The sequence below is a fragment of the Micromonospora sp. NPDC000316 genome (genome assembly GCF_042898885.1).
GTDB lineage: Bacteria > Actinomycetota > Actinomycetes > Mycobacteriales > Micromonosporaceae > Micromonospora.
On record NZ_JBIAZG010000002.1, the window covers coordinates 593,132 to 614,705 of the forward strand.

Sequence of the window (21,574 nt, forward strand, 5' to 3'; positions counted from 1 at the left end):
CAACCTGACGCACCGTTTCGCGCTGGACTCGGTCCCTCCACCCCCCTTATGCGCTGACTCATCAGACTCGTTCTTGGACGTCTGCGCCCCACTCAGGGAGTAGTACCGTGACAAACACCCCCAGAGCTTCCCGGTTCCGCGCCCTCTCCGTCGCGCTCGTCGCAGCGTTGGCGTTCACCACCGCCGCGTGCGGATCGGGTGACGACAGCGCGACGTCCGGCCCCCCCGCCGCCGTCAACGACGAATACACCCAGATGGCCCGCAAACTGATCGAGGCCGGCACCGGCGGCATGCTCTATTTCGAGGGCAAGGAAGCCGACATCACCCTCGACAAGATCAAGGTCTACGACCAGTGGTCCGGGCCGACCGCGTCGGTCAAGCCGCCGGCGAACGGCAAGTTGAACATCATCGTCTGCAAGATCGGCACCTCCTGCGAGGAGGTCGGCAAGCGGGCCACGGCCATTGCCGAGAAGCTCGGCTGGAGCGCCGAGATCCTGGACGGGCAGGGCTCGCCGGAGGGTTACCAGAAGGCGCTCGCCACCGCGGCGGCCAACAAGCCCACAGCTGTCATCACCGTCGCCATTCCGGAGAACCAGGTCGCCGACGGCATCGCCGAGCTGCAGAAGGCGAAGATCCCGGTGGTCGGCGTCTCGGCGGTGGCCGAGGGCGGCGCGGTCGGCTACGACGCACACGTCTCCAGCCGGGAGACCTTCCAGGCGGTGCTCGAGGCGGCCAAGGCCGTCGCCGACTCCAATGGCACCGCGAAGGTCGTCTTCCTCTGGGACGTCGGCTACCCGCACCTGGTCGAGGCGCTCAACGCCAGCAAGCGCGTGCTCGCCGGGTGCACCGGCTGCCAACTGCTGGAAGTACGTGAGCGCACGCTGTCGCAGGCCGTCGACCCGATCGAGATGCAGAACATCACGACCTCGCTGATCCAGCGGCACGGCAAGGACCTGCAGTACATCCTCACCCCGTACGGCAACGGCGTGGAGTCCATCATCGCCGCCGTCAAGGCCGCCGGCCGGGACGACATCAAGGTGCTCTCCAAGAACGCCGAGCCCGAGCGGCTGGGCAGCGTGGCCGCCGGTGACCAGCTCGCCGACTTCGGTGCCATCCGCGGCTGGAACGCCTACGCCGCGATCGACCAGGTGGGCCGCCTGGCCGCGGGCAAGCCCGCGCTCCCGGACGCGGAGCAGGGCATCCCTGCGACGGTGTTCGACAAGAGCAACGCCCCCAAGGACGGCGCCGTCGACTGGAACAGCTACGTGAACTACGCCGAGCGCTACGAAAAGATGTGGAGCGAGGCCAAATGAGCACCGCCTCACCGGTGCTCGAAGCGGTAGGCCTCGGCAAGTCCTACGGCCGGGTGCGGGCCGTCACCGATGTCTCCTTCGACGTACGCCCGGGCGAGATCCTGGGCGTCGTCGGGGACAACGGCGCCGGCAAGTCGACACTGATGAGCATGGTCAGCGGCGCGCTGGCCCCGGACTCCGGTCGCCTCCGGGTGGCCGGTCGGGACCTGCTGCCGCACACCATCAGCAACGCCCGCTCCGCCGGCATCGAGATGATCTACCAGGATCTCGGGCTCTCCAACAACCTCAGCATCGTCGAGAACGTCTTCCTGGGCCGGGAGTGGACCGGCGGCGTACGCGGCATTCCGATCCTGCGCAAGAAGGCCATGCGGGTACGCACCCGGGCGGTGCTCGAAGAACTCGGCATCGACCTGCACGACATGAACGTGCTCGTGGAGGGCCTCTCCGGCGGGCAGCGGCAGATGGTCGCCATCGCCCGCGCGCTTGTCACCGAGAACGAGCCGCGCGTCATGGTGATGGACGAGCCCACAGCCGCGCTCGGCACCACGGAGTCGGCGGGCGTCAACGCCCTGATCGGCCGCCTGCGCGACAGGGGCTACGCCGTCATCGTGATCAGCCATCGGATCCCCGAGATCCTGTCGATGGCTGATCGGCTGCTGGTGATGAAGGCCGGCCGCAACGTCTACCACGGCACGACCGACGGGCTCGACGTCGAGCGGTGCGTCCAACTGATCGTCGCCGGCGAACTCGCGTCGGCGGGGGAGGTGACCCGATGAGCACATCCACGACGGCGCCCGCCCCGTCCGGCGGGACCGGGCGGACGGTCGTGCGGCAGAGCGCCGACAGGTCCCGCGCCGGCACAGGCGAGCGGATCGTCGGCGGGGTCAGCCGGTTCGGGCTCCTCGGCATGCTCGTCCTGGTGATCGCGGTGTTCTCCGTGCTCACCCCGGACACCTACTTCACCACTACCAACTTCCGGCTGATCCTGGTCAACCAGACGGTGACGGTGATCGTGGCGATGGCCGCCACGCTGCCGCTGCTGGCGCACTACCTGGACGCCTCGGTCGGCCCGATGCTCGGCCTGGCCCAGGGCATCAGCATCTGGCTGATCTCGGTGCACGGCGTACCCGTGTGGCTCGCGCTGCTGGCCGTGCTCGCGGTAGGCGTCGCGGTCGGGCTGCTCAACAGCCTGCTGGTGCTGAAGTTCGACATGAGTTCCATCATCGGCACGCTCGCGGTCGGCAGCCTGCTGATGGGCCTGCTCTACATGATCACCAGCGGCCGGGTGCTCTACCAGAACGTGCCGCCGGGATTCACGAGCATCGCCCGTGGTGAGCTGGCCGGCATCCCGCTGCCCCTGATCTATCTCGTGGTCCTCGTGCTGGTGCTGGAGTTCATAGTCGTGTGGACGCCCTTCGGGCAGCGTCTGTACGCGATGGACGGCAACCTGCGTGGCGCCGCCCGAGCCGGCATCAACGTACGCGGCTACACCATCCGGGCGTTCGTCGGCGCCGCAGTGCTCTCCTCGCTCGCCGGTGTCCTGCTGGCGTCGCGGGTCGGCTCGGCACAGCCGACCGTCGGCGAGCAGTTCCTGCTGCCCGCGTTCGCCGCGGCCTTCCTCGGCGCCGCCGCGCTGCGTCCGGGCCGGGTCAACATCCTCGGCACGGTCATCGCCGCGTACTTCATCACCTTCACCATCGCCGGTCTGCAACACCTGGGTGCCGCGACCTGGATCGAGCGTGTCTTCAACGGCCTCGCCGTCATCGTCGGCGTCTCGGTCGCCGCGTGGTCGGTCCGTCGCCGCCGTCAACTCGCTGTCCGCCACGTCGAACGACTTGAGAACGACACCGAATCGAAGGGACGCACCACCTCATGAAGAACGACTTCTTCGTCTTCGACAACGCGGTCCACATGTACAAGCTCACCGACGAGAACATCGACTTCAACCACGGCGGCAAGAAGTCGACGAACGCGCTCGTCGAGTACGCCAAGAAGTACTCCGCCCCGGGCTACCCGTACGACGACATCTCCGGGCGGGAACTCTCCGTCGAGGACGCGTACCGGCTGCTGTTCGACGAGTCCGACACCGACCTGGCGATGGCCCAGACGGTGCCCAGCCACGGCGGCTGGAAGCTGGGCTTCTCACCTGCCGAGAACAACTACAAGCTCAAGGAGGCGTACCCGGAACGGGTGTTGTTCTGCGGCGGCGTCGACCCGATCACCCATGGCCGCTACGGCGCGGTGACCGAGATGATCCGGCAGATCGAGGAGTGGGGCGCCACCAGCTTCAAGTTCTACCAGGCACACTCCGGCGGGGTCTCCTGGAAGATCGACGACCGTCAGGTCGCCTACCCGCTTTGGGAGACCGCGCTGGAGCACGGCGTGACGAACGTGCAGTTCCACAAGGGACTGGCGTTCAACACCCAGCACATCGCCGACCTGGCCCCGTTCGACCTGGAGCGCGCGGCGCAGGACTTCCCCGAGATGAACTTCATCGTGCACCACCTCGGTGAGCCGTTCATCAACGAGACGATCAACATCGCCGCCCGGTACGAGAACATCCACCTCGCGCTCACCGCCTGGATCAACCAGTACCCGATTGCGCCGCGGGCCGCCCTGCACGCCATCGGCAAGTGCCTGCTGCACGTCGGGCCGGACCGGCTGCTGTGGGGCTCGGAGGCATTCGTCTGGCCGAAGGTGCAGGCCTACATCGACCTGTTCGCCGAGATGCGCATGCCCGAGGACCTTCAGGACGGCTACGGCTACCCGGAGATCACCGACGAGGTCAAGGCCAAGATCTTCGGCCTGAACTTCGCCCGTCTCATGGGCATCGACGTGGCAGCCAAGACGAAGGAGCTGTACGGCAAGAGCGGGAAGAGCGGGAAGAGCGGCAAGAAGGCCAAGAAGAAGGACCGCGAGAATGGGCGCTAAGAAGACCACACGCGCCGCCGACCGTGCCCTGGACGGCAAGGTGCGCCAGCTCGTCGAGGCGCATGGCGGCGGAATCTCGGTGGACGTCGACTCCGCAGGCGACGCGCACGTCACCTTCCACGGCCGGTGCGCCGCCTGCCCGTCCGCGCCGGTGACCATGGGTTCGCTGGTGCGCCCGACGCTCCTGAAGATCGAGGGCGTTCGCTCGGTGACCCGCAACGGCGCGGTCTCCCGGTTCGCCGAGGCCCGCATCGAGAAGATGTTCGGCCTGTCCGAATCCACCGACCCACGCGCCGACGGCGCCAACTGAGGAGGTAGTCATGGCGAAGAACCCGTACGTGGTGAAGAAACAGTCGATCTCCTCCCGTGCCGCGCGGGCGATTGTCGACGCCGCGGTGGCGAAGGCCGACCAGATGGGCTTCGCGGTCACCGTCGCGGTGTGCGACGAGAGCGGGGTGCTCAAGGCGTACGAGCGGATGGACGGTGCACCCCTGGTGAGCGTCCAACTGGCCCAGGACAAGGCGCACACCGCAGTCGGATTCGGGCTCAGCACCGACGGCTGGTTCGACTTCATCAAGGACGACGCCCCGCTCGCCATGGGTGCGCCGGCCGCCATCGACCGGTTGGTCACCTTCGGCGGCGGATACCCGGTGAAGGTCGACGACGTGCTCGTCGGAGGCATCGGTGTCAGCGGCGGGCACTACACCCAGGACATGGAGGTCGCGCAGGCCGGCCTGAAGGCGCTGTCTTGAGCGTCGAGATCGTCGAGGTCGGGCCCCGGGACGGTCTGCAGAACCACCCGGCGACGCTACCGACAGCGCAGAAGGCCGAACTGGTGCGCCGGGCCGTCGCGGCGGGCAGCCGCCGGGTCGAGGTGACAAGCTTCGTCAACCCCGCCAAGGTGCCCAAGCTCGCCGACGCCGACGAGTTGATGGCGCTGGTCCGCGACGAGCCGGCCCTGGTGCCGATCGGCCTGGTGATGAACGAGCGCGGCCTCAACCGGGCGGTCGCGGCGCGGGTCGCCGAGGTCAACTTCGTGGTCATCGCCAGTGACACCTTCTGCCGGCGCAACCAGGGCATGTCCTCGGCCGAGGCGGTGGCGGAGGTGCTGCGGCTGGTGCCCCGGGCCCGCGACCACGGGCTGCGGACGTCGGTGACGGTCGGGGCCACGTTCGGGTGCCCGTTCGAGGGGGAGGTTCCCCTGGACCGGGTGCTGCGCATCGTCGACGACCTCGCACCCGTGGCGCCGGACGAGGTGGCGCTTGCCGACACCATCGGCGTCGCCGTGCCGTTCGAGGTGGAGCGGGCGTTCACCGCCGTACGCGAGCGCACCGCGGCGAGCCTGCGCGGTCACTTCCACAACACCCGCAACCTGGGGCTCGCCAACGTGCTCGCTGCCGTAGCGGCCGGCGCGCGGGCGATCGACTCCAGCGTCGGCGGCATCGGCGGCTGCCCGTTCGCGCCGGCGGCGACGGGCAACGTGGCCACCGAGGACGTGGTGTACGCCCTGGAGCGCTCCGGGCAGAGCACGGGCGTCTCACTGGACACGGCGATCGACAACGCCCAGTGGCTCAGCGGCGTGTTCGGCACCCAGTTGCCGGGGATGCTCAGCCGGGCCGGCGGGTTCCCGTGACCGGCCCGTCGACCGGCCCGTCGATCGGGCCGTCGATCGGGCCGTCGACCGGGCCCTTGGCCGGGCTGCGGGTGTTGGACCTGACCACCACCTTCTCCGGCCCGTTCTGCACCCTGACGCTCGCCGATCTGGGGGCCGAGGTGATCAAGGTGGAGCCGCCGGGTGGGGACATCGCCCGCCAGCTCGGTGCCTGCCGGACCCCGGGGATGGCGGCGGTGTTCCTCAACATGAACAGGGGCAAGAAGAGCGTCGTCCTGGACCTCAAGACGCCAGGTGACCGGGCGGCGTTCGACAGGCTGGTGCCGACCGCCGACGTGCTTGTGCACAACATGCGCCCCGCCGCCGCGGCTCGGCTGGCGGTGACCTACGAGGACATCCGAGCCACCCAACCGGCGATCGTCTACTGCGCCATCCCCGGCTACCGGAGCACCAGCCGGCACGCCGACCGGCCGGCCTACGACGACGTGATCCAGGGCGCGTCGGGCATCGCCCGGTTGCAGAGCGTCAACCAGGAGCAACCCGGGTACGTCACCACACCGCTCGCCGACAAGATCGCCGGGTTGACGGCCTCCACCGCCATCCTTGCCGCGCTGCGGCACCGGGACGCCACCGGCGAGGGGCAGCGGGTCGAGGTGCCGATGTTCGAGACGATGGTCGCCTTCGGGCTGCTCGAACAGCTCGACGGCTGGACGTTCGACCCGCCGATCGGGCCACCGCTGTATCCGCGTACCGCCGCGCCGAACCGCCGCCCGTACGCCACCGCCGACGGCCACCTGTGCGTCCTCATCTACACCGAACGGCAGTGGCTGCGGTTCCTCACCCTGGTCGGGCGGGCGGACCTGCTGGAGCACCCCGACTACGACACGGTCGGCAAGCGGATCACCAACGCCGACGGGCTCTACCAGGTCGTGGCCGAGGTGCTTCGGGCGCGTACGACGGCCGACTGGCTTGCGGAGCTGGCGGCGATCGACGTGCCGTGCGCACCGCTGGCCGGTTACGAGGAGATCCTGCGCGACGAGGAGTTGGCCGAGTCCGGCTTCGTGTCGATCGTCGAGCACCCGGTCGCCGGGCGGCTACGCGGCATCGCCTCTCCGATCACCATGTCGGCGTCCCCGTTGCCGTCGCCGGTCGGGCGGCACGCACCCACGCTCGGCGAGCACGGCGACGAGGTGCTCGCCGACGTCGACACCGACGACGCCCGATGACAGCCGTCGGCAGACAGGAGAGTCAGATGAAGGGCAAGGTCGCCGTCGTCACCGGCGCCGGTTCGGGGATCGGGCTCGCGGTGGCCCGCCGGCTCGCCGCCGAGGGCGCCGACGTGCTCTCCGCCGACCTGGACGTCTCGGCGTGCGTCGGTCCGGCGGTCGCCGCCGACCTGGGTGACGCGGCAGGCGTCGCCGCAGTGGTGCGGGAGGTGACGAGCCGGTACGGCGGTGCCGACGTGCTGGTCAACAACGTGGCGATCGCCCCCTACCGGGACGCCTTCACCGACATCGACGACGCGGCCTGGCAGCGCAGTTGGGACGTGAACGTGATGTCCTGCGTACGCCTGTGCCGCGCGCTCGTCCCGATCATGGCCGACCGTGGCGGCGGCAGCGTCGTGAACATCGGCTCCGAGGCGGCCCGCCACCCGAAGCACTACATGCTTGACTACGCCGTCACCAAGGCGGCCCTGCTCAGCCTGTCGAAGAGCCTGGCGCAGGAGTACGGCCCCCGGGGCGTACGGGTCAACACCGTCGCACCCGGGCCGACGCGCACCGCCACCATGGACGCGTACCTGGCATCGGTCGCCGACCGGCTGGGCATCGACGTCTCCGACGCCGCCGACCACGTGGTGCACGAACTGCGCAAGCTGCCGCTCGGCCGGATGAACGAGCCGGAGGACGTCGCCGAGGTCGTGCTCTTCCTCGCCAGCGACCGCTCGCGGCAGGTGACCGGGTCGGAGTACGCAGTGAACGCCGGATCGACCGCGTCGATGTAGGTTCACCATCGGTGAACGGAGGGGGACGCATGGGCCGAGCCACTCAGTCCGCGTACGAGTCGATCAAAAACCGCATCCTCGGGGGGACATACGAACCGGGCAAGAAGCTCTCCGAGGAGGATCTCGCCGCTGCGGTGGGTGTGAGTCGCACACCTGTGCGGGAGGCGCTGCGCAGGCTGCACGCCGAGGGTCTGGTGGACTGGGAGGCCAACCGGGGCGCGACAGTCCCGGCCTGGCGCAAGCAGGACCTGGAGGAGATCTTCGAGCTGCGGGCGCTGCTGGAGGGGTACGGCGCGGAGTTGGCCGCGGCGCGGATCACACCGACCGAGATCGCCCGGCTGCGTGAGCTGTGCACCGAGATGGAGGGCTACGCGGCCAGCCAGCGAAGCGACAGGGCGGACCCGATCGCGGTGTGCAACGCGCAGTTCCACGAGATCATTCTGGGCGCCGGGCGGAACCGGCGGTTGAGCGCCCTGCTCGGCGCGGTGGTGCAGACGCCGCTGGTCAACCGGACGTTTCGCAGATACAACGAGGCAGCGATGGCCCGCAGCATGTCGCACCACCGGGAGTTGATCGACGCGCTCGAGGCGGGTGACCGGGCCTGGGCGGGTTCGGTGATGCGGGCGCACATCCTGGCCGCCCGCGCGACGCTCGGCAAGCCCTGACCGACCCGCGCGACAGGTTCCGGCCGGCTGCCCCTGCCGTGATCAGGTCGGGCGGGGTTGTCGCCTCAGACCAGGAGGCGCTCCCGCAGCATCGCGCCCAGGTTGATGCCACCGACCGGGCGCGGGCCGGTCGGGTCGTGCACGGCGACCGTGTTGTTGCGGCGCATCAGCTCGCGGACCGCAGGCGGCAGCCGGGGTGGGTCGTCCACGGCGGTGAGGAGTTGCCCGGCGCTGGAGATCAGTCGATCGGCCAGGGTGGCGGCGTCGGTGTCGACCCGCACCCGGCCGTACTCCCAGCCGGCGGTGGTGAGGTCGAGGACCTCGAACATGCGGGTCAGGACGGGGTTCGGGTCGGTCACCCGGTCGAGCCGTGGCGCCTGGTCGCCGACCACCGCGACGGCGGCGGTGACCTGCGCGTACGGGTGGAAGCCGGACGGCAACGCGAACAGCGGCCAGCGCAGCGCGGGGCCGGCCTCCATCCACAGCGGCCGGTAGTTGCGGCGGTTCACCACGAGCCGCCTGCCGGTCCGTCGGTGGATGTCGTGGGCCTGGGCCTGTAGGTCCGAGTGGGCCTCGTCGGCGACCTGACCCACGATCTGGGCCGCCACCACCAGGCCGTCATCGCCGTCGAGCATCCCGGTGATCGCAGCGACCTGCTCGGAGAACCGGACCCGGGCGTGGGCGCCGTACCGCTGCTGCGCGTCGCGTAGCAGCACCTGCTGCCGCTCCGGGTCGAGTTGGACCCGCCCGCCGCCGAGCAACCGCCGGAGCCACCCCATGTCCGCCTCATTTCAGCAGAGCCCTACCGGACTGCCATGCTAGTGCGGTGGATGTCCCTTCTGTCGCGTTGGGGTGCCGGCGGGGCCCGTGCGCCGCAGATGCCGGTTTCAGCGACCGTCGAGCACTTCGCGCAGCCGCGCCGCGAACTCCTCGGGCTTGCCCGCGTAGCCGAACTCACCACCGAGGAAGCCGCCGTGGTGGCTCGGGAACACCACGGCCTCCTGGCCGAGCAGCGCCGCGGTGCCCAGTGCCGTACGCGCGGTGTACGTCCCCGCCGACTCCTCGCCGACCGCGACCACGATCCGGGTCGGTGCCGCGGTGAGCGCGCTCGCGTCGGGGCGGTAGTCGGTGATCGCCCACGAGTTCTGCGACAGCAGCGGATCGTCGCGGCCGCCGTCGTCCTCGGTCGGCAGGCCGAACATCGCCGGGTCGGGCGTGGGTTGGGCGAAGTAGGCGTCGGTGAACTCGCCCTGCCACGACGTCATCGCGATGAAGGAGGCCATGCCCGCGCCGGTGCCCCCTGCCTGGTACGCCTCGTAGAAGGCGGCCCGGGCGCGCTCGGCGCCGGTGGCGTCGGGGAGCACGGCGTTTATCGGCGGCTCGTGCGCCACGAGCGTGACGACGTCGTCGGGGTGGGTGGCGACGAGTTCGAGTGCGGTCACCGCGCCGCCGCTGCTGGCGAACACGTCGACACCGCCGGCGTCGAGCGCCTCGATCAGCAGGTGCAGGTCGGCTGCCTGACGCTGCGGCGTGTGGTCGGACCTGCCGTCGGTGCGGATGCTGCGGCCCAGACCGCGCGGGTCGTAGGTGACGACAGTGCGGTCGGGGAAGTGTGGGGCGAGGGCGTCGAAGCCCTCGGCCGTCATCGGCTGGCCGATCATGAGCAGCACGGGGAGCCCGTCGGCCGGCGGCAGCGGGCCGCGAACGTCGTAGACCAGGTCGACGCCGGCTATGGCGAGGGTGTGCGCCTGCGGTTCCGTCATCTGGTGAGACTACGGCCGACGGGATGGGATCGGGGTGCGCGAATCGCGTGGCCAGAGCACCGCCGACCGGCGGGAGGAGTCGTCGACGGTAAAACCTCGTGGCGTCGACCACTTCCCTATGCATGACCATGCGGCATGGTGCATACTCTTCCTCGTGTCCAAGGTTCTCACCTCCCTGCCCATCGGTGAACGTGTCGGCATCGCCTTCTCCGGCGGCCTCGACACCTCCGTGGCCGTCGCGTGGATGCGCGACAAGGGCGCCGTCCCGTGCGCCTACACCGCCGACATCGGCCAGTACGACGAGCCCGACATCGACTCGGTGCCCGGTCGCGCGCTCAGTTACGGCGCCGAGGTCGCCCGGCTTGTCGACTGCCGTGCCGCCCTCGTCGAGGAGGGCCTGGCAGCGTTGACCTGCGGGGCCTTCCACATCCGATCGGGCGGGCGGGCGTACTTCAACACGACGCCTCTGGGCCGGGCCGTGACCGGGACCCTGCTGGTGCGGGCGATGATCTCCGATGACGTCCAGATCTGGGGCGACGGCTCGACGTTCAAGGGCAACGACATCGAGCGGTTCTACAGGTACGGCCTGCTGGCCAACCCGCAGCTGCGCATCTACAAGCCGTGGCTGGACACCGACTTCGTCACCGAGTTGGGTGGGCGCAAGGAGATGTCGGAGTGGCTGCTGGAGCGCGGCCTGCCCTACCGGGACAGCACCGAGAAGGCATACTCCACCGACGCGAACATCTGGGGCGCCACGCACGAGGCGAAGACCCTCGAGCACCTGAACACCGGCATCGAGACGGTCGACCCGATCATGGGAGTCCGGTTCTGGGACCCGTCGGTGGAGATCCCGACCGAGGACGTCTCGATCGGCTTCGACCAGGGCCGCCCGGTGACGATCAACGGCAAGGAGTTCGGCAGCCCCGTCGACCTGGTGCTGGAGGCCAACGCCATCGGCGGTCGGCACGGCCTGGGCATGTCCGACCAGATCGAGAACCGGATCATCGAGGCCAAGAGCCGGGGCATCTACGAGGCTCCCGGGATGGCGCTGCTGCACGCCGCGTACGAGCGGCTGGTAAACGCCATCCACAACGAGGACACGCTCGCGAACTACCACAGCGAGGGCCGCCGCCTCGGCCGGCTGATGTACGAGGGGCGCTGGCTCGACCCGCAGGCGCTGATGCTGCGCGAGTCGTTGCAGCGCTGGGTCGGCACGGCGGTCACCGGCGAGGTGACGCTGCGGCTGCGCCGGGGTGAGGACTACTCGATCCTGGACACCACAGGCCCGGCGTTCAGCTACCACCCCGACAAGCTGTCGATGGAGCGTACCGAGGATTCGGCGTTCGGCCCGTCGGACCGGATCGGCCAGCTCACCATGCGCAACCTGGACATCGCCGACTCGCGGGCGAAGCTGGAGCAGTACGCGACGCTCGGCATCGTCGGCGGCGGGGCCTCGCAGCGGATGGTCGGGGCCGCGCAGGCCGCCTCGACCGGGCTGATCGGCGCGATGCCGGAAGGCGGCGCGGAGGCAATCGCGTCCCGGGGTGTCTCGTCCGCCGACGACGCGGCCCTCGACCGCGCCGCGATGGAGTTCGGCGTCGACTGAGCGCCGCCTTCGAATTCACCCGACGGCCCGCCACGCATCCCGCGTGGCGGGCCGTCGCCGTCGGTGTGGCATTGCACCGACGCCGGCGGGCACTGCAACAAACCTGCAAGCGCCAGCCCTTGCCTCTAGGGAAACCGCTTTCCTACGATTGCCTCACATCGATGTTTCGTTCGTGAGTCGGGCAGACACCCATCGACCATCGCCACTTGATCTATGCCGTTTCGCGCGACGGCTTCCTCTTTTTCTGGGCGATGGCAATCCGACGAGTTGATCGTCGACGATTCCGGACGGTCGGCAGTTCCCCGTGCCGAAAAACGCGGCCGCGACGGCTGCCGCACACGGGCACAGCCAAACCGATACGAAGTGAGGCGAGATGAGACGACCAGTCGCACTGCGACTTCAGGCGGTGTTGGCCACGGCGGCCGTGGGGATCGCGATAGGGGTGAGCCTGCCGACCCCGCAGGCGTCGGCGGCGGTCGGCAGCGCCACCGGCTACGCCACCCAGAACGGCGGAACCACGGGCGGCGCGGGCGGCCAGACGGTCCGCGCGACCACCGGGACCGCTATCCACGCGGCGCTGTGCGGACGGGCCAGCAGCAGCACCCCGATCACCATCGAGGTCAGCGGGACGATCAACCACGGCAACACCAGCAAGGTGTCCGGTTCGAGCTGCAACACCGCGGCGGGCGTGATCGAGCTCAAGCAGATCAGCAACGTCACGATCATCGGGGTCGGCAGTGCCGTCTTCGACCAGCTCGGCATCCACATCCGCGACTCCAGCAACATCATCATCCAGAACGTGACAGTCCGGAACGTCAAGAAGTCGGGCTCGCCCACCTCGAACGGCGGTGACGCCATCGGCATGGAGAGCACGGTCCGCAACGTCTGGGTCGACCACGTCACCCTGGAGGCGTCCGGCGGGGAGTCGGAGGGGTACGACGGCCTCTTCGACATGAAGGACAACACCCAGTACGTGACCCTGTCCTACAGCATCCTGCGCAACTCCGGTCGCGGCGGCCTGGTCGGGTCGAGCGAGAGCGACCTCTCGAACGGCTTCATCACGTACCACCACAACCTGTACGAGAACATCGACTCGCGTACGCCGCTGCTGCGCGGTGGCACCGCCCACATCTACAACAACCACTACGTGAGCCTGCGGGAGTCCGGCATCAACTCCCGAGCCGGGGCGAAGGCCAGGGTGGACAACAACTACTTCCAGAACTCCAAGGACGTGCTCGGCACGTTCTACACGAACGAGCGCGGCTACTGGCAGGTCAGCGGCAACATCTTCGACAACGTGACCTGGTCGAGCGCCGGCAGCGAGAACTACCCGGCCGGCCCCAACCCGACGTCGAACACCACTGTCAGCATCCCGTACTCGTACAGCCTCGACGGTGCGAGCTGCGTGCCGAACATCGTCCGTCAGACGGTCGGCGCCAACACGGGGCTCAAGGTGTCGAACGGTAGCTGCACGCCGCAGACCCCGTCGCCCACGACTCCCGCGCCGACCACTCCCGCGCCGACCACGCCGGCACCCACCACGCCGCCGCCGACCACCCCACCGCCGTCCGGTGGGACCAACCTCAGCCTCGGCGCCGGTGCCGACGGGTCCAGCAAGGCCAGCGGGACCAGCTACGGCAACGTGCGGGACGGCAGCCTCGGCACCTACTGGTCGCCGGCCGGGTCGACCGGCACCATCTCGATCAAGTGGGGCTCCGCCACCCGGGTGTCCCGCGTGGTCATCCGCGAGCCGTCCGGCACCTCGGGCTCCATCGGGTCCTGGCAGCTCGTCAACAACGACACCGGCGCCGTCCTGGCCTCGGGCAGTGGGGCGGGTTCCATCAGCTTCGCCGCGACGACCCTGACCAAGATCAACTTCAAGATCAACAGCTCCGGCGGTACGCCGCGCGTCGGCGAGTTCGAGACGTACGCCAGCTAGACGACTGGCTTTGGACGGGGGCGACACCCCTCGGTCCCCCTCCTGGGCGTGATTCCGCTCTGGCATCTTGATGCCAGAGCGGAATCACGCCCTTTCCGGCTGCCGCACCAGGGCGTCGAATCTCGACCGGACGCCCATGTCGAGAACCCGGGTCTGGTTCCGTCCCTGGGGTGAGCGCGACCACAATGGGTCGGATCGGCTTCGAGGAGAGACACGATGGCCAAGTACCTGCTGCTCAAGCACTACCGGGGCGCCCCGAGCGCGGTCAACGACGTCCCCATGGACAAGTGGACCCCGGAGGAGATCTCGGCGCACATGCAGTACATGCACGACTTCGCGACCCGGCTGGAAGGCACCGGCGAGTACGTCGAAGGGCAGGCGCTCGCCCCCGAGGGGACGTTCGTCAGGTACGACGGCGAGGGGCGCCCGCCGGTCACCGACGGTCCCTTCGCCGAGACCAAGGACCTGATCGCCGGTTGGATGGTGATCGACGTCGACAGCTACGAGCGCGCCGTCGAACTGGCCGGGGAGCTGTCCGCCGCCCCCGGGGCCGGCGGAAAGCCCATCCACGAATGGCTCGAGCTGCGCCCGTTCCTGACCGCGTCGCCCACCATCACTGAGTGAACGACGCTCTGCTCCGGCGCCTCCTGCCGAGCGTGCTCGCGATCCTCGTCCGCCGCGGAGCCGACTTCGCGGCGGCCGAGGACGCCGTGCAGGACGCGCTTGTGGAGGCGATCCGCGTCTGGCCGGCCGACCCGCCACGGGACCCGAAGGGTTGGCTGGTCACCGTGGCCTGGCGCCGGTTCCTCGACGCGACCCGATCGGACGCCGCCCGCCGCCGGCGCGAGGACCTCGTCGACGAGGAACCGGCACCCGGCCCCGCGCCCGGGGTCGACGACACGCTTCAGCTCTACTTCCTGTGCGCCCACCCGTCGCTGACGCCGTCGTCGGCTGTCGCGCTCACGCTGCGCGCCGTCGGTGGACTGACCACCCGTCAGATCGCGCAGGCCTACCTGGTTCCCGAGGCGACAATGGCGCAGCGGATCAGCCGGGCCAAGCGCACCGTCTCGGGAGTGCGGTTCGACCAGCCCGGCGACGTCGCCACCGTGCTGCGCGTGCTCTACCTGGTCTTCAACGAGGGCTACTCGGGCGACGTCGACCTCGCCGCCGAGGCCATCCGGCTCACCCGGCAGCTCGCGGCCGCGATCGACCATCCGGAGGTGGCCGGGCTGCTCGCCCTGATGCTGCTGCACCACGCCCGGCGGGCCGCCCGGACCGCACCCGACGGCAGTCTGGTGCCGCTCGCCGAGCAGGACCGCCGCCGGTGGGACACCGCGTCGATCGCCGAGGGCGTCGAAATCCTCCAGACGGCCCTCGCCCGCGACCGGTTGGGCGAGTTCCAGGCCCAGGCCGCCATCGCCGCTCTGCACGCCGACGCGCCCGCCGCCGAGGAGACCGACTGGGTGCAGATCGTCGAGTGGTACGACGAGTTGGTGCACCTGACCGACAGCCCTGTCGTACGGCTCAACCGCGCGGTGGCGGTCGGTCAGGCCGACGGGCCGCGCGCCGGCCTCGCGGCGCTCGCGGCCCTGGACGACGCGCTGCCCCGCCACCGGGCGGTGGAGGCCTACCTACGCGAACGCGACGGCGACCTGGCGGCGGCGGCGCGGCTGTACGCCGAAGCGGCCCGGTCGGCGCCCAACCTCGCCGAACGGGACCACCTGACGCGCCAGGCCGCGCGGCTCAACGCTTGCCGCTGACGCCCGTCGCGGACCGGGAGGGCCGCTCGCACGGGCGGCTATCCTCCCCACCGTGACCCACGAACGTGAGCTGACCTCGCCTGTCGATTTGTGCCGGCCGGACGGGCGGCTCAACCCGGAGGCTGTCGGCTGGTCCCGGCGTCCCCTGCACACCGCGAACCTGCGCGGCTGGGGCCGGACCAAGCGGTGGGAGTACTGGGGCATCGTCACGCCCCGACACATCGTCGGGCTGGTCGCCTCGTCGCTCGACTACGCAGGTGTGCACAGCGTCTACGTTCTCGATCGGGCGAGCGGCGTCGAGACGAAGACCGAGGTCGTGGTGCCGCTGGCGCGCGGCGCGGTGCTGCCGCCGCACAGCGGCGCGGGCGAGGTCCGGGCGCTCGGCCGCGACCTGGACATCCGCATCACCCAGCGCCCGGACGGCACCGCCATCTCGGCGAACGCCCCCGGAGTACGGCTGGACGTGCGGGTGCCGCTGCCGGCCGGGCACGAGTCCCTCGCCGTGGTCGTGCCGTGGAGCCCGACGCGGTTCCAGTACACGGTCAAGGACATCGGCCGTCCCGTCCTCGGCACGCTGGAACTGCACGGCCAGACGTACGAGATCGGTGGGCCGGACGCCTTCGCCGTGCTGGACCACGGTCGCGGCAGGTGGCCGTACTCGATCACGTGGAACTGGGCCGCCGGCGCGGCACCGGGGCGGGCGATCCAGCTCGGCGGTCAGTGGACCGACGGCACCGGCGTCACCGAGAACGCCGTGTTCGTCGACGGCCGGCTGCACAAGGTCGGTGACGAGCTGCGCTGGACCTACGACCGGTCGGACTGGCTCCGCCCGTGGCGGATCAGCGGTGACCGGGTCGAGGCCGAGTTCCAGCCGTTCCACGAGAAGGTGGGCCGCACCAACCTCGGCGTCGTCGCGAACGAGACGCACCAGTGTTTCGGGCACTTCTCCGGGTGGGCGAAGACCGACGACGGGACGAAGGTGAGCCTCGACGGGCTTGTCGGCTGGGCCGAGGAGGCGCGCAACCGCTGGTAGGGCGGTGTATCGCGTGCTGGCCGGAACCCGTTGCACAGTGGCAGTTTCGCCTCTCGTTGCCTGCCCTCCGGCTGCCTAGGCTGCCTTCTCGATACGGCACATCGAGAAGGTGATCATGCTTCGTTATGTCATGCCCGTCGTCATCGGGCTGGTCTACGTAGGGCTCAACTCCCTTGTCCCCGAGCCGCACCGCCGTCGCCTGAACGCGATCGTCGTCACGGGCGCCGGTGCCGCCTACATCAGTGGCGGAGGTTTCGGTCTGTGGGAACTGGCCTTCTGCGCCGCGCTTGTGGTGGTGGGTTACGCCGGGCTCAGGTCCTACACATTCATCGGCGTCGGATGGCTGCTGCACACCGCCTGGGACGTCCTGCACCACCGCCGCGGCACCCCCATCATCCCGTCGTTGCACGACTCGTCGTTCGGCTGTGCCCTCTGCGATCCCGTCATCGCCCTGTGGTGCCTCGCCGGCGGCCTGTCGATCAAAGACGTGTACGACCGTGTCAGCCGTCGGGCGACCGGTGCGAGCCGACCGGCGCCACCCGTGGGCGTCGAAGCCTGACTGGCTAGATTTCTGCGATGCACACAGTGGCAGTGCTCGCACTCGACAGCGTCGTCCCGTTCGACCTCGCCACGCCGATGGAGGTGTTCCACCGCACGCGGCTGGCCGATGGCCGGGCCGGCTACCAGGTCCGGATCTGCGCGGAGACCCCGACGGTCACCGCCGGCGCGTTCAGCATCGCGGTGCCGTACGGGCTGGAGCTCCTCGCCGACGCCGACACGATCATCGTGCCGGGTGTCGCCGACCCGGACGCGGCGACCCCCGCCAACGCTCTCGACGCGCTGCGGGCCGCCGCCGCCAACGGCACCCGTATCGCCTCGACCTGCGGCGGCGCCTTCACCCTGGCCGCCACCGGCCTCCTCGACGGGCTCGGTGCCACCACGCACTGGGTCGCCGCCGATCAGTTCGCCGCCCGGTTTCCGCTAGTGCATGTCGACCCGAACGTCCTCTACGTCGACAACGGCCAGTTCCTGACCTCGGCGGGCGCCGCCGCCGGGCTCGACCTGTGCCTGCACATGATCCGGCGCGACTATGGCGCCGCCGTGGCAGCGGACGCCGCCCGCCTGTCCGTCATGCCGCTGGAACGCGCCGGAGGTCAGGCGCAGTTCATCGTGCACGAACCACCGATCCCCGACGGGATCACCCTGGAGCCGCTGCTGGCGTGGCTACGCGACAACGCCCGTCACGAACTGACCCTCGCCGACATCGCCAAGCACGCAGGCATGAGCACCCGCACCCTGAACCGTCGCTTCCGCGATCAGATCGGCACCACCCCTTTGCAGTGGCTGCTCCGCGTACGCGTCCACCAGGCGCAGCGCCTCCTGGAGACCACTGCCCATCCGGTCGACCACATCGCGACCCGGGTCGGCTTCGGCTCCACCACAGCGTTCCGGGACCGCTTCAAACTCGTCACCGGCACCAGTCCGCAGGCGTACCGCCGCTCCTTCCGCAGCACCTGAGCGCCGGGTCAGGAGATCGCGGCACGCACCAGCTCGATGACCTTCTTCTCCACGGCCGGGCTCCATGCCTTCAGCGCGTACGCAACGGGCCACAGGTCGCCGTCGTCGAGGTTGGCAGTGTCCTGGAAGCCCACCGTGGAATACCTGTAGTTGAACTTGCCGGCGTCCTGGAAGAAGACGACGATCTTGCCGTCGGCGTTTGTGTACGCGGGCATCCCGTACCAGGTCTTCGGTGCCAGTTCGGGGGCGGCGGTGGTGATCGCCACGTGCACGCGCTCGGCGAGCGCCCGGTCCTCCGGCGCCATCTGCGCGATCCGGTCGAGCACGGCCTGTAGCCCGTCCGCCTTCTTGGCGCCCTTCCTGCCCTCGGCGCGCATCTCGGCGGCGCGCTCCTTCATCGCGGCGCGCTCCGCGGCGCTGAAACCGTCGGATTCGGTAGTCGTCGACATTCTCGGCTCCCTCGTCTCCGGCCCGGCGTGCGCCGGCCACCTGGGAAAAGGCTAGGGCCGGCGCCCGCCGGGTGGCTTCTCGATTCCTGATCGAATGTGCGGACCGCCGAGCTGTCGCCGAACCAGGGACGGGAATCCGGACGGATATGCTCGCGTCGGCGGAGCATGCTGCGTCCCCACTTCGGGGCAGGTGTCGATTCGAGGCGTACATGAATATCGGGGAGATCGCCCGCCGGGCCGGGGTGTCCCGCAGCACCGTCTCCTACGTGCTGAGCGGCAAGCGGGCGGTGTCCCAGGCCACCCGGCAGCGCATCCAGGCGGTCATCGACGAGCTGGACTACCGGCCGAACGCCAGCGCCCGTGCCCTGAAGGAGGGCCGCACCCGCACCCTCGGGTTGGTGATCCCGCCGGCTAGCCAGCGGTTGACCGACATGCAGTTGGGATTCGTCGCCAGTGTCGTCGAGGCGGCCGCCCGCCATGACCTGGACGTGCTGCTGTCCCCGTCCGGTGGTGATCATGACCGGTCGTTCGAGCGGATCGTCACGGGCCGGCGGGTCGACGGCGTGGTCCTGATGGAGATCCGGCTGGAGGACGACCGGGTGACCCGGCTGGCCAAGGCGGGTCTGCCGTTCGTCACCATCGGTCGGACCGCCGAGCCGCGCGGCATGAGCTGGGTCGACGTCGACTACGCCGGGCTGATCGCCCGTTGCGTACACCATCTGGCCGATCTGGGGCACCGGCAGGTCGCGCTTGTGAACCGCTCCGCCGAGCTGGTGGCCGCGGGGTACGGCCCCAGCCACCGAGCGCTGGCCGGCTTCCGGGAAGCGGTCGCGGAGCGGGGGCTGACCGGAGTGGACGTCTGCTGCGGCGACGACACCGCCGCCGGAGAGGCGTGCGTCGAGCAGTTGCTCGCCACGCACCCGGAGGTGACGGCGGTGGCCACCATCAACGAGGCGGCGTTGCCCGGAATGCAGCGGGCGCTTACCAACGCCGGGCTGTCCGTGCCTGCCGACTTCTCCGTCACCGGAGTCGCCGCCCAGCACTGGGCGGAGGACTTCCGCCCACCGTTGACCGCCGCGGACGTGCCGACGCGGGAGATGGGCGCCGAGGCCGTGGCGCTGCTGTTGGAGAGCATCGCCGAGCCGGGGGCCGTGCCCCGGCACCGGCTCTACAGCCCGCCCATCTCGTTGCGCTCCAGCACCGGGCCGAGGGCTCGCGAGCCGATCCGCTGACGCTGTTGCCCCGCGCCACCTATCCGCCGGTCAACCGCCGCTCCTCCTGGGCGGCGGCGAGGATGAGATAGCTGCTGGCCGTCCAGGTGTAGGCGCGGTCCCGCAGCCCGGCACCCGTTTCGGCGTCGAAGTTCTCCGCGAAGCCGGACTTCTCGCACAGAGCGAGGAAGCGTCGGCTGATGTCGTCGGCGATCCGGAGGTGCCCGGCCCGCCGCAGACCGTCCTCGACGAGCACAGTGGAGGGTGCCCAGATCGGGCCACGCCAGTAGCCGTCGGCGACGTAGTGGGCCGAGTCCGTCGGCTCGGTCGCCAGTCCGTGCGTCGTCAGGTGGGCTTCGACGCCCCGGGCCAGCGCGGCGGTGACCGGGGCGGGCAGGTCCGCGCCGAGCGCGACGGGCATCAGGTCGAGCAGGCTGCGGCTCACCCGCCGCTGCCCGGTGTGTGGGCTGCGGGCGGTGAAGCGTTCGCCGTCCCACAGGTCGCGGAGCAGCGCCGTGCGCACCCGGTCGGCCTCCCGGGACCACTGCTCGGCGGGCTCGCCCAGCTCGACGGCGAGGTCCGCGAGGCAGCGCAGTTGCGAGACCAGGAACGCCGCGAGGTCGGCGGTCTGCAGGACCCGATCGTCGTCGAAGGTGCTGGCGTTGTCCCAGCCACTGTCGTTGCCGTGCTGGTAGTGGGGGAGATCGTGGCCGGGGGCGCGGCGCGCGTCGAGCCAGAACCTGCTCCAACGGGCCAGCCGGTCGTACGTCTCGGCAAGCGCCACCCGGTCCGGTTGCTGGGGGAGACGTCGGCGCAGTTGCCGGAGTGCCCAGCCGTGGATGGGGGGCTTGACGTAGTTGTGCAGGACCTCGGAGTGTGCGACCGAGTCCGGCAGGGCGCCGGCCTCGTCCTGGTGGTCGAAGGGCAGGTGGAACTGGTGCCAGGCGAGCTCCGGCTCGCCGGCGGCCAGGGCTATCGCGTTGAAGCAGTGGTCCCAGCTCCACACCTTGTCCATCCAGTGCTTGGACATCAGGACGGCCGGCCGGGAGACGAAGCCCGCAGGGGAGACGGTGGCCGACCACAGGACGTACGCGGCAAGCTCGGCGGCAGGCGTGTCCGCGCCGCGCCACGGCGCGACCGCGTCGACGAACGCGGTGAACTCCCGGCTGCGGCGCCGGCGCAGCTCGTCGAAGGTGGCCGATCCGGTGTACGGCAGGCGCGCGGTGGCGTACTCCTCGATCGCGACCTCCCACTGTTGCTCGCCGCCGAGGTCCAGGAACCGGTCGGCGGTGCCGAGCGCCTCCACGCCGTCGGTCCGCCGCAGCGCGCCGGAGAGCACTGTGATGCGGTAGCGGCGGCCGGTCTCGTACGAGGTGAACACGTGCGAACCGTCGGTCGGGTCGAGGTACAGGTAGGTGCCGCTGAACGGGGTGAGGGTGCCTGCCGCCGCGGCTATCCGCAGGCCGAGGCGTCGGCCCCGGATCCGCAGGGTGGCCGGCCCGTCATAGACGGCCTCGATCCGGTCCGCGCCACTGCGCCAGGTGAGCAGCGCGGGCGTGGCGACGACCGTGGTGCCGGCGACCGCCGGGGTGAGGCGCAGCACCGGATGCAGCCCGGTCTGGTGGGAGACCAGGTGCACATCGTCGGCGTACGTCTTCTCGGCTACCACAGGTGAGAGGTTGAACCAGGACCCGCGACAGCTGAAGGGGATGTCCTGGATGGGGAACTCCGGACCGGACGAGGCGACGGTCATGGGTGGCGGTTGCCTTTCT

General features: G+C 70.1%; 22 protein-coding genes. 18 read left to right on the forward strand and 4 right to left on the reverse strand.

Annotation, left to right across the window (positions count from 1 at the left end):
* Positions 1–107: 107 nt before the first annotated feature.
* Genes ACFY2Q_RS07300 through ACFY2Q_RS07345 form a run of 10 tightly spaced genes read left to right on the forward strand, consistent with a single transcriptional unit; the run spans position 108 to position 8,523 of the window.
* On the forward strand, positions 108–1,313 hold the full coding sequence (locus ACFY2Q_RS07300; RefSeq protein WP_387128292.1) for a substrate-binding domain-containing protein: 1,206 nt from the start codon (positions 108–110) through the stop codon (positions 1,311–1,313).
* Entirely contained in the window at positions 1,310–2,089 is a 780-nt protein-coding gene (locus ACFY2Q_RS07305; protein ID WP_387128293.1) for an ATP-binding cassette domain-containing protein, read from the forward strand. The genes ACFY2Q_RS07300 and ACFY2Q_RS07305 overlap by 4 nt, the downstream gene beginning before the upstream one ends.
* Complete coding sequence (locus ACFY2Q_RS07310) at positions 2,086–3,189, forward strand: ABC transporter permease (RefSeq protein ID WP_387128294.1); 1,104 nt, start codon at positions 2,086–2,088, stop codon at positions 3,187–3,189. Before ACFY2Q_RS07305 ends, ACFY2Q_RS07310 begins: the two co-directional genes overlap by 4 nt.
* Positions 3,186–4,244 (forward strand): amidohydrolase family protein, encoded by a 1,059-nt coding sequence (locus ACFY2Q_RS07315; protein ID WP_387128295.1) that lies wholly within the window; start codon positions 3,186–3,188, stop codon positions 4,242–4,244. The genes ACFY2Q_RS07310 and ACFY2Q_RS07315 overlap by 4 nt, the downstream gene beginning before the upstream one ends.
* The gene (locus tag ACFY2Q_RS07320; RefSeq protein ID WP_387128296.1) at positions 4,234–4,554 is read left to right on the forward strand and encodes a NifU family protein; all 321 of its coding nucleotides are present in this window, start codon (positions 4,234–4,236) and stop codon (positions 4,552–4,554) included. The genes ACFY2Q_RS07315 and ACFY2Q_RS07320 overlap by 11 nt, the downstream gene beginning before the upstream one ends.
* A gap of 10 nt (positions 4,555–4,564) precedes the next feature.
* Positions 4,565–4,996 carry a heme-binding protein gene (locus ACFY2Q_RS07325; protein ID WP_387128297.1) on the forward strand — a complete coding sequence of 144 codons (432 nt, stop codon included), beginning with the start codon at positions 4,565–4,567 and terminating at the stop codon, positions 4,994–4,996.
* Positions 4,993–5,877: a hydroxymethylglutaryl-CoA lyase gene (locus ACFY2Q_RS07330; RefSeq protein ID WP_387128298.1), complete on the forward strand. Its 885-nt coding sequence runs from the start codon at positions 4,993–4,995 to the stop codon at positions 5,875–5,877. Before ACFY2Q_RS07325 ends, ACFY2Q_RS07330 begins: the two co-directional genes overlap by 4 nt.
* Entirely contained in the window at positions 5,874–7,082 is a 1,209-nt protein-coding gene (locus tag ACFY2Q_RS07335) for a CaiB/BaiF CoA transferase family protein (RefSeq protein WP_387128299.1), read from the forward strand. Before ACFY2Q_RS07330 ends, ACFY2Q_RS07335 begins: the two co-directional genes overlap by 4 nt.
* 26 nt (positions 7,083–7,108) lie before the next feature.
* Entirely contained in the window at positions 7,109–7,858 is a 750-nt protein-coding gene (locus ACFY2Q_RS07340; RefSeq protein ID WP_387128300.1) for an SDR family NAD(P)-dependent oxidoreductase, read from the forward strand.
* Between the two features lie 29 nt (positions 7,859–7,887).
* Positions 7,888–8,523 carry a GntR family transcriptional regulator gene (locus ACFY2Q_RS07345; protein WP_387128301.1) on the forward strand — a complete coding sequence of 212 codons (636 nt, stop codon included), beginning with the start codon at positions 7,888–7,890 and terminating at the stop codon, positions 8,521–8,523.
* 65 nt (positions 8,524–8,588) lie between these two features.
* Here the strand turns inward: ACFY2Q_RS07345 and ACFY2Q_RS07350 are convergent, their stop codons facing one another.
* Both ACFY2Q_RS07350 and ACFY2Q_RS07355 read right to left on the reverse strand, forming a co-directional pair.
* Positions 8,589–9,302, reverse strand: coding sequence for a hypothetical protein (locus ACFY2Q_RS07350; RefSeq protein WP_387128302.1), 714 nt, complete (start codon positions 9,300–9,302; stop codon positions 8,589–8,591).
* 108 nt (positions 9,303–9,410) lie between these two features.
* Positions 9,411–10,286, reverse strand: a complete 876-nt coding sequence (locus tag ACFY2Q_RS07355; protein WP_387128303.1) for an alpha/beta fold hydrolase — start codon at positions 10,284–10,286, stop codon at positions 9,411–9,413.
* 154 nt (positions 10,287–10,440) lie between these two features.
* Here ACFY2Q_RS07355 and argG point away from each other — a divergent pair, with 154 nt between their 5' ends.
* The 7 genes from argG (at position 10,441) to ACFY2Q_RS07390 (ending at position 18,142) form a co-directional block, all read left to right on the forward strand.
* Positions 10,441–11,892: an argininosuccinate synthase gene (gene argG, locus ACFY2Q_RS07360; RefSeq protein WP_387128304.1), complete on the forward strand. Its 1,452-nt coding sequence runs from the start codon at positions 10,441–10,443 to the stop codon at positions 11,890–11,892.
* 373 nt (positions 11,893–12,265) lie between these two features.
* Positions 12,266–13,831: a polysaccharide lyase family 1 protein gene (locus tag ACFY2Q_RS07365; RefSeq protein WP_387128305.1), complete on the forward strand. Its 1,566-nt coding sequence runs from the start codon at positions 12,266–12,268 to the stop codon at positions 13,829–13,831.
* Positions 13,832–14,047: 216 nt separating this feature from the next.
* A complete protein-coding gene (locus tag ACFY2Q_RS07370) occupies positions 14,048–14,455 on the forward strand; it encodes a YciI family protein (RefSeq protein ID WP_387128306.1) in 408 nt (135 codons plus the stop codon).
* Complete coding sequence (locus ACFY2Q_RS07375) at positions 14,452–15,591, forward strand: RNA polymerase sigma factor (RefSeq protein ID WP_387128307.1); 1,140 nt, start codon at positions 14,452–14,454, stop codon at positions 15,589–15,591. The genes ACFY2Q_RS07370 and ACFY2Q_RS07375 overlap by 4 nt, the downstream gene beginning before the upstream one ends.
* A 52-nt stretch (positions 15,592–15,643) precedes the next feature.
* A complete protein-coding gene (locus tag ACFY2Q_RS07380; protein ID WP_387128308.1) occupies positions 15,644–16,624 on the forward strand; it encodes a DUF2804 domain-containing protein in 981 nt (326 codons plus the stop codon).
* Between the two features lie 115 nt (positions 16,625–16,739).
* The gene (locus ACFY2Q_RS07385; protein ID WP_387128309.1) at positions 16,740–17,183 is read left to right on the forward strand and encodes a DUF6010 family protein; all 444 of its coding nucleotides are present in this window, start codon (positions 16,740–16,742) and stop codon (positions 17,181–17,183) included.
* Positions 17,184–17,200: 17 nt separating this feature from the next.
* On the forward strand, positions 17,201–18,142 hold the full coding sequence (locus tag ACFY2Q_RS07390; protein WP_387128310.1) for a GlxA family transcriptional regulator: 942 nt from the start codon (positions 17,201–17,203) through the stop codon (positions 18,140–18,142).
* A gap of 8 nt (positions 18,143–18,150) precedes the next feature.
* Here the strand turns inward: ACFY2Q_RS07390 and ACFY2Q_RS07395 are convergent, their stop codons facing one another.
* Positions 18,151–18,591: an iron chaperone gene (locus ACFY2Q_RS07395; protein ID WP_387128311.1), complete on the reverse strand. Its 441-nt coding sequence runs from the start codon at positions 18,589–18,591 to the stop codon at positions 18,151–18,153.
* Between the two features lie 209 nt (positions 18,592–18,800).
* On the opposite strand from ACFY2Q_RS07395, the gene ACFY2Q_RS07400 reads away from it, so the two are divergent.
* Complete coding sequence (locus ACFY2Q_RS07400; protein WP_387128312.1) at positions 18,801–19,823, forward strand: LacI family DNA-binding transcriptional regulator; 1,023 nt, start codon at positions 18,801–18,803, stop codon at positions 19,821–19,823.
* 19 nt (positions 19,824–19,842) lie between these two features.
* Here the strand turns inward: ACFY2Q_RS07400 and ACFY2Q_RS07405 are convergent, their stop codons facing one another.
* Positions 19,843–21,555: an amylo-alpha-1,6-glucosidase gene (locus ACFY2Q_RS07405; RefSeq protein WP_387128313.1), complete on the reverse strand. Its 1,713-nt coding sequence runs from the start codon at positions 21,553–21,555 to the stop codon at positions 19,843–19,845.
* Positions 21,556–21,574 lie beyond the last annotated feature (19 nt).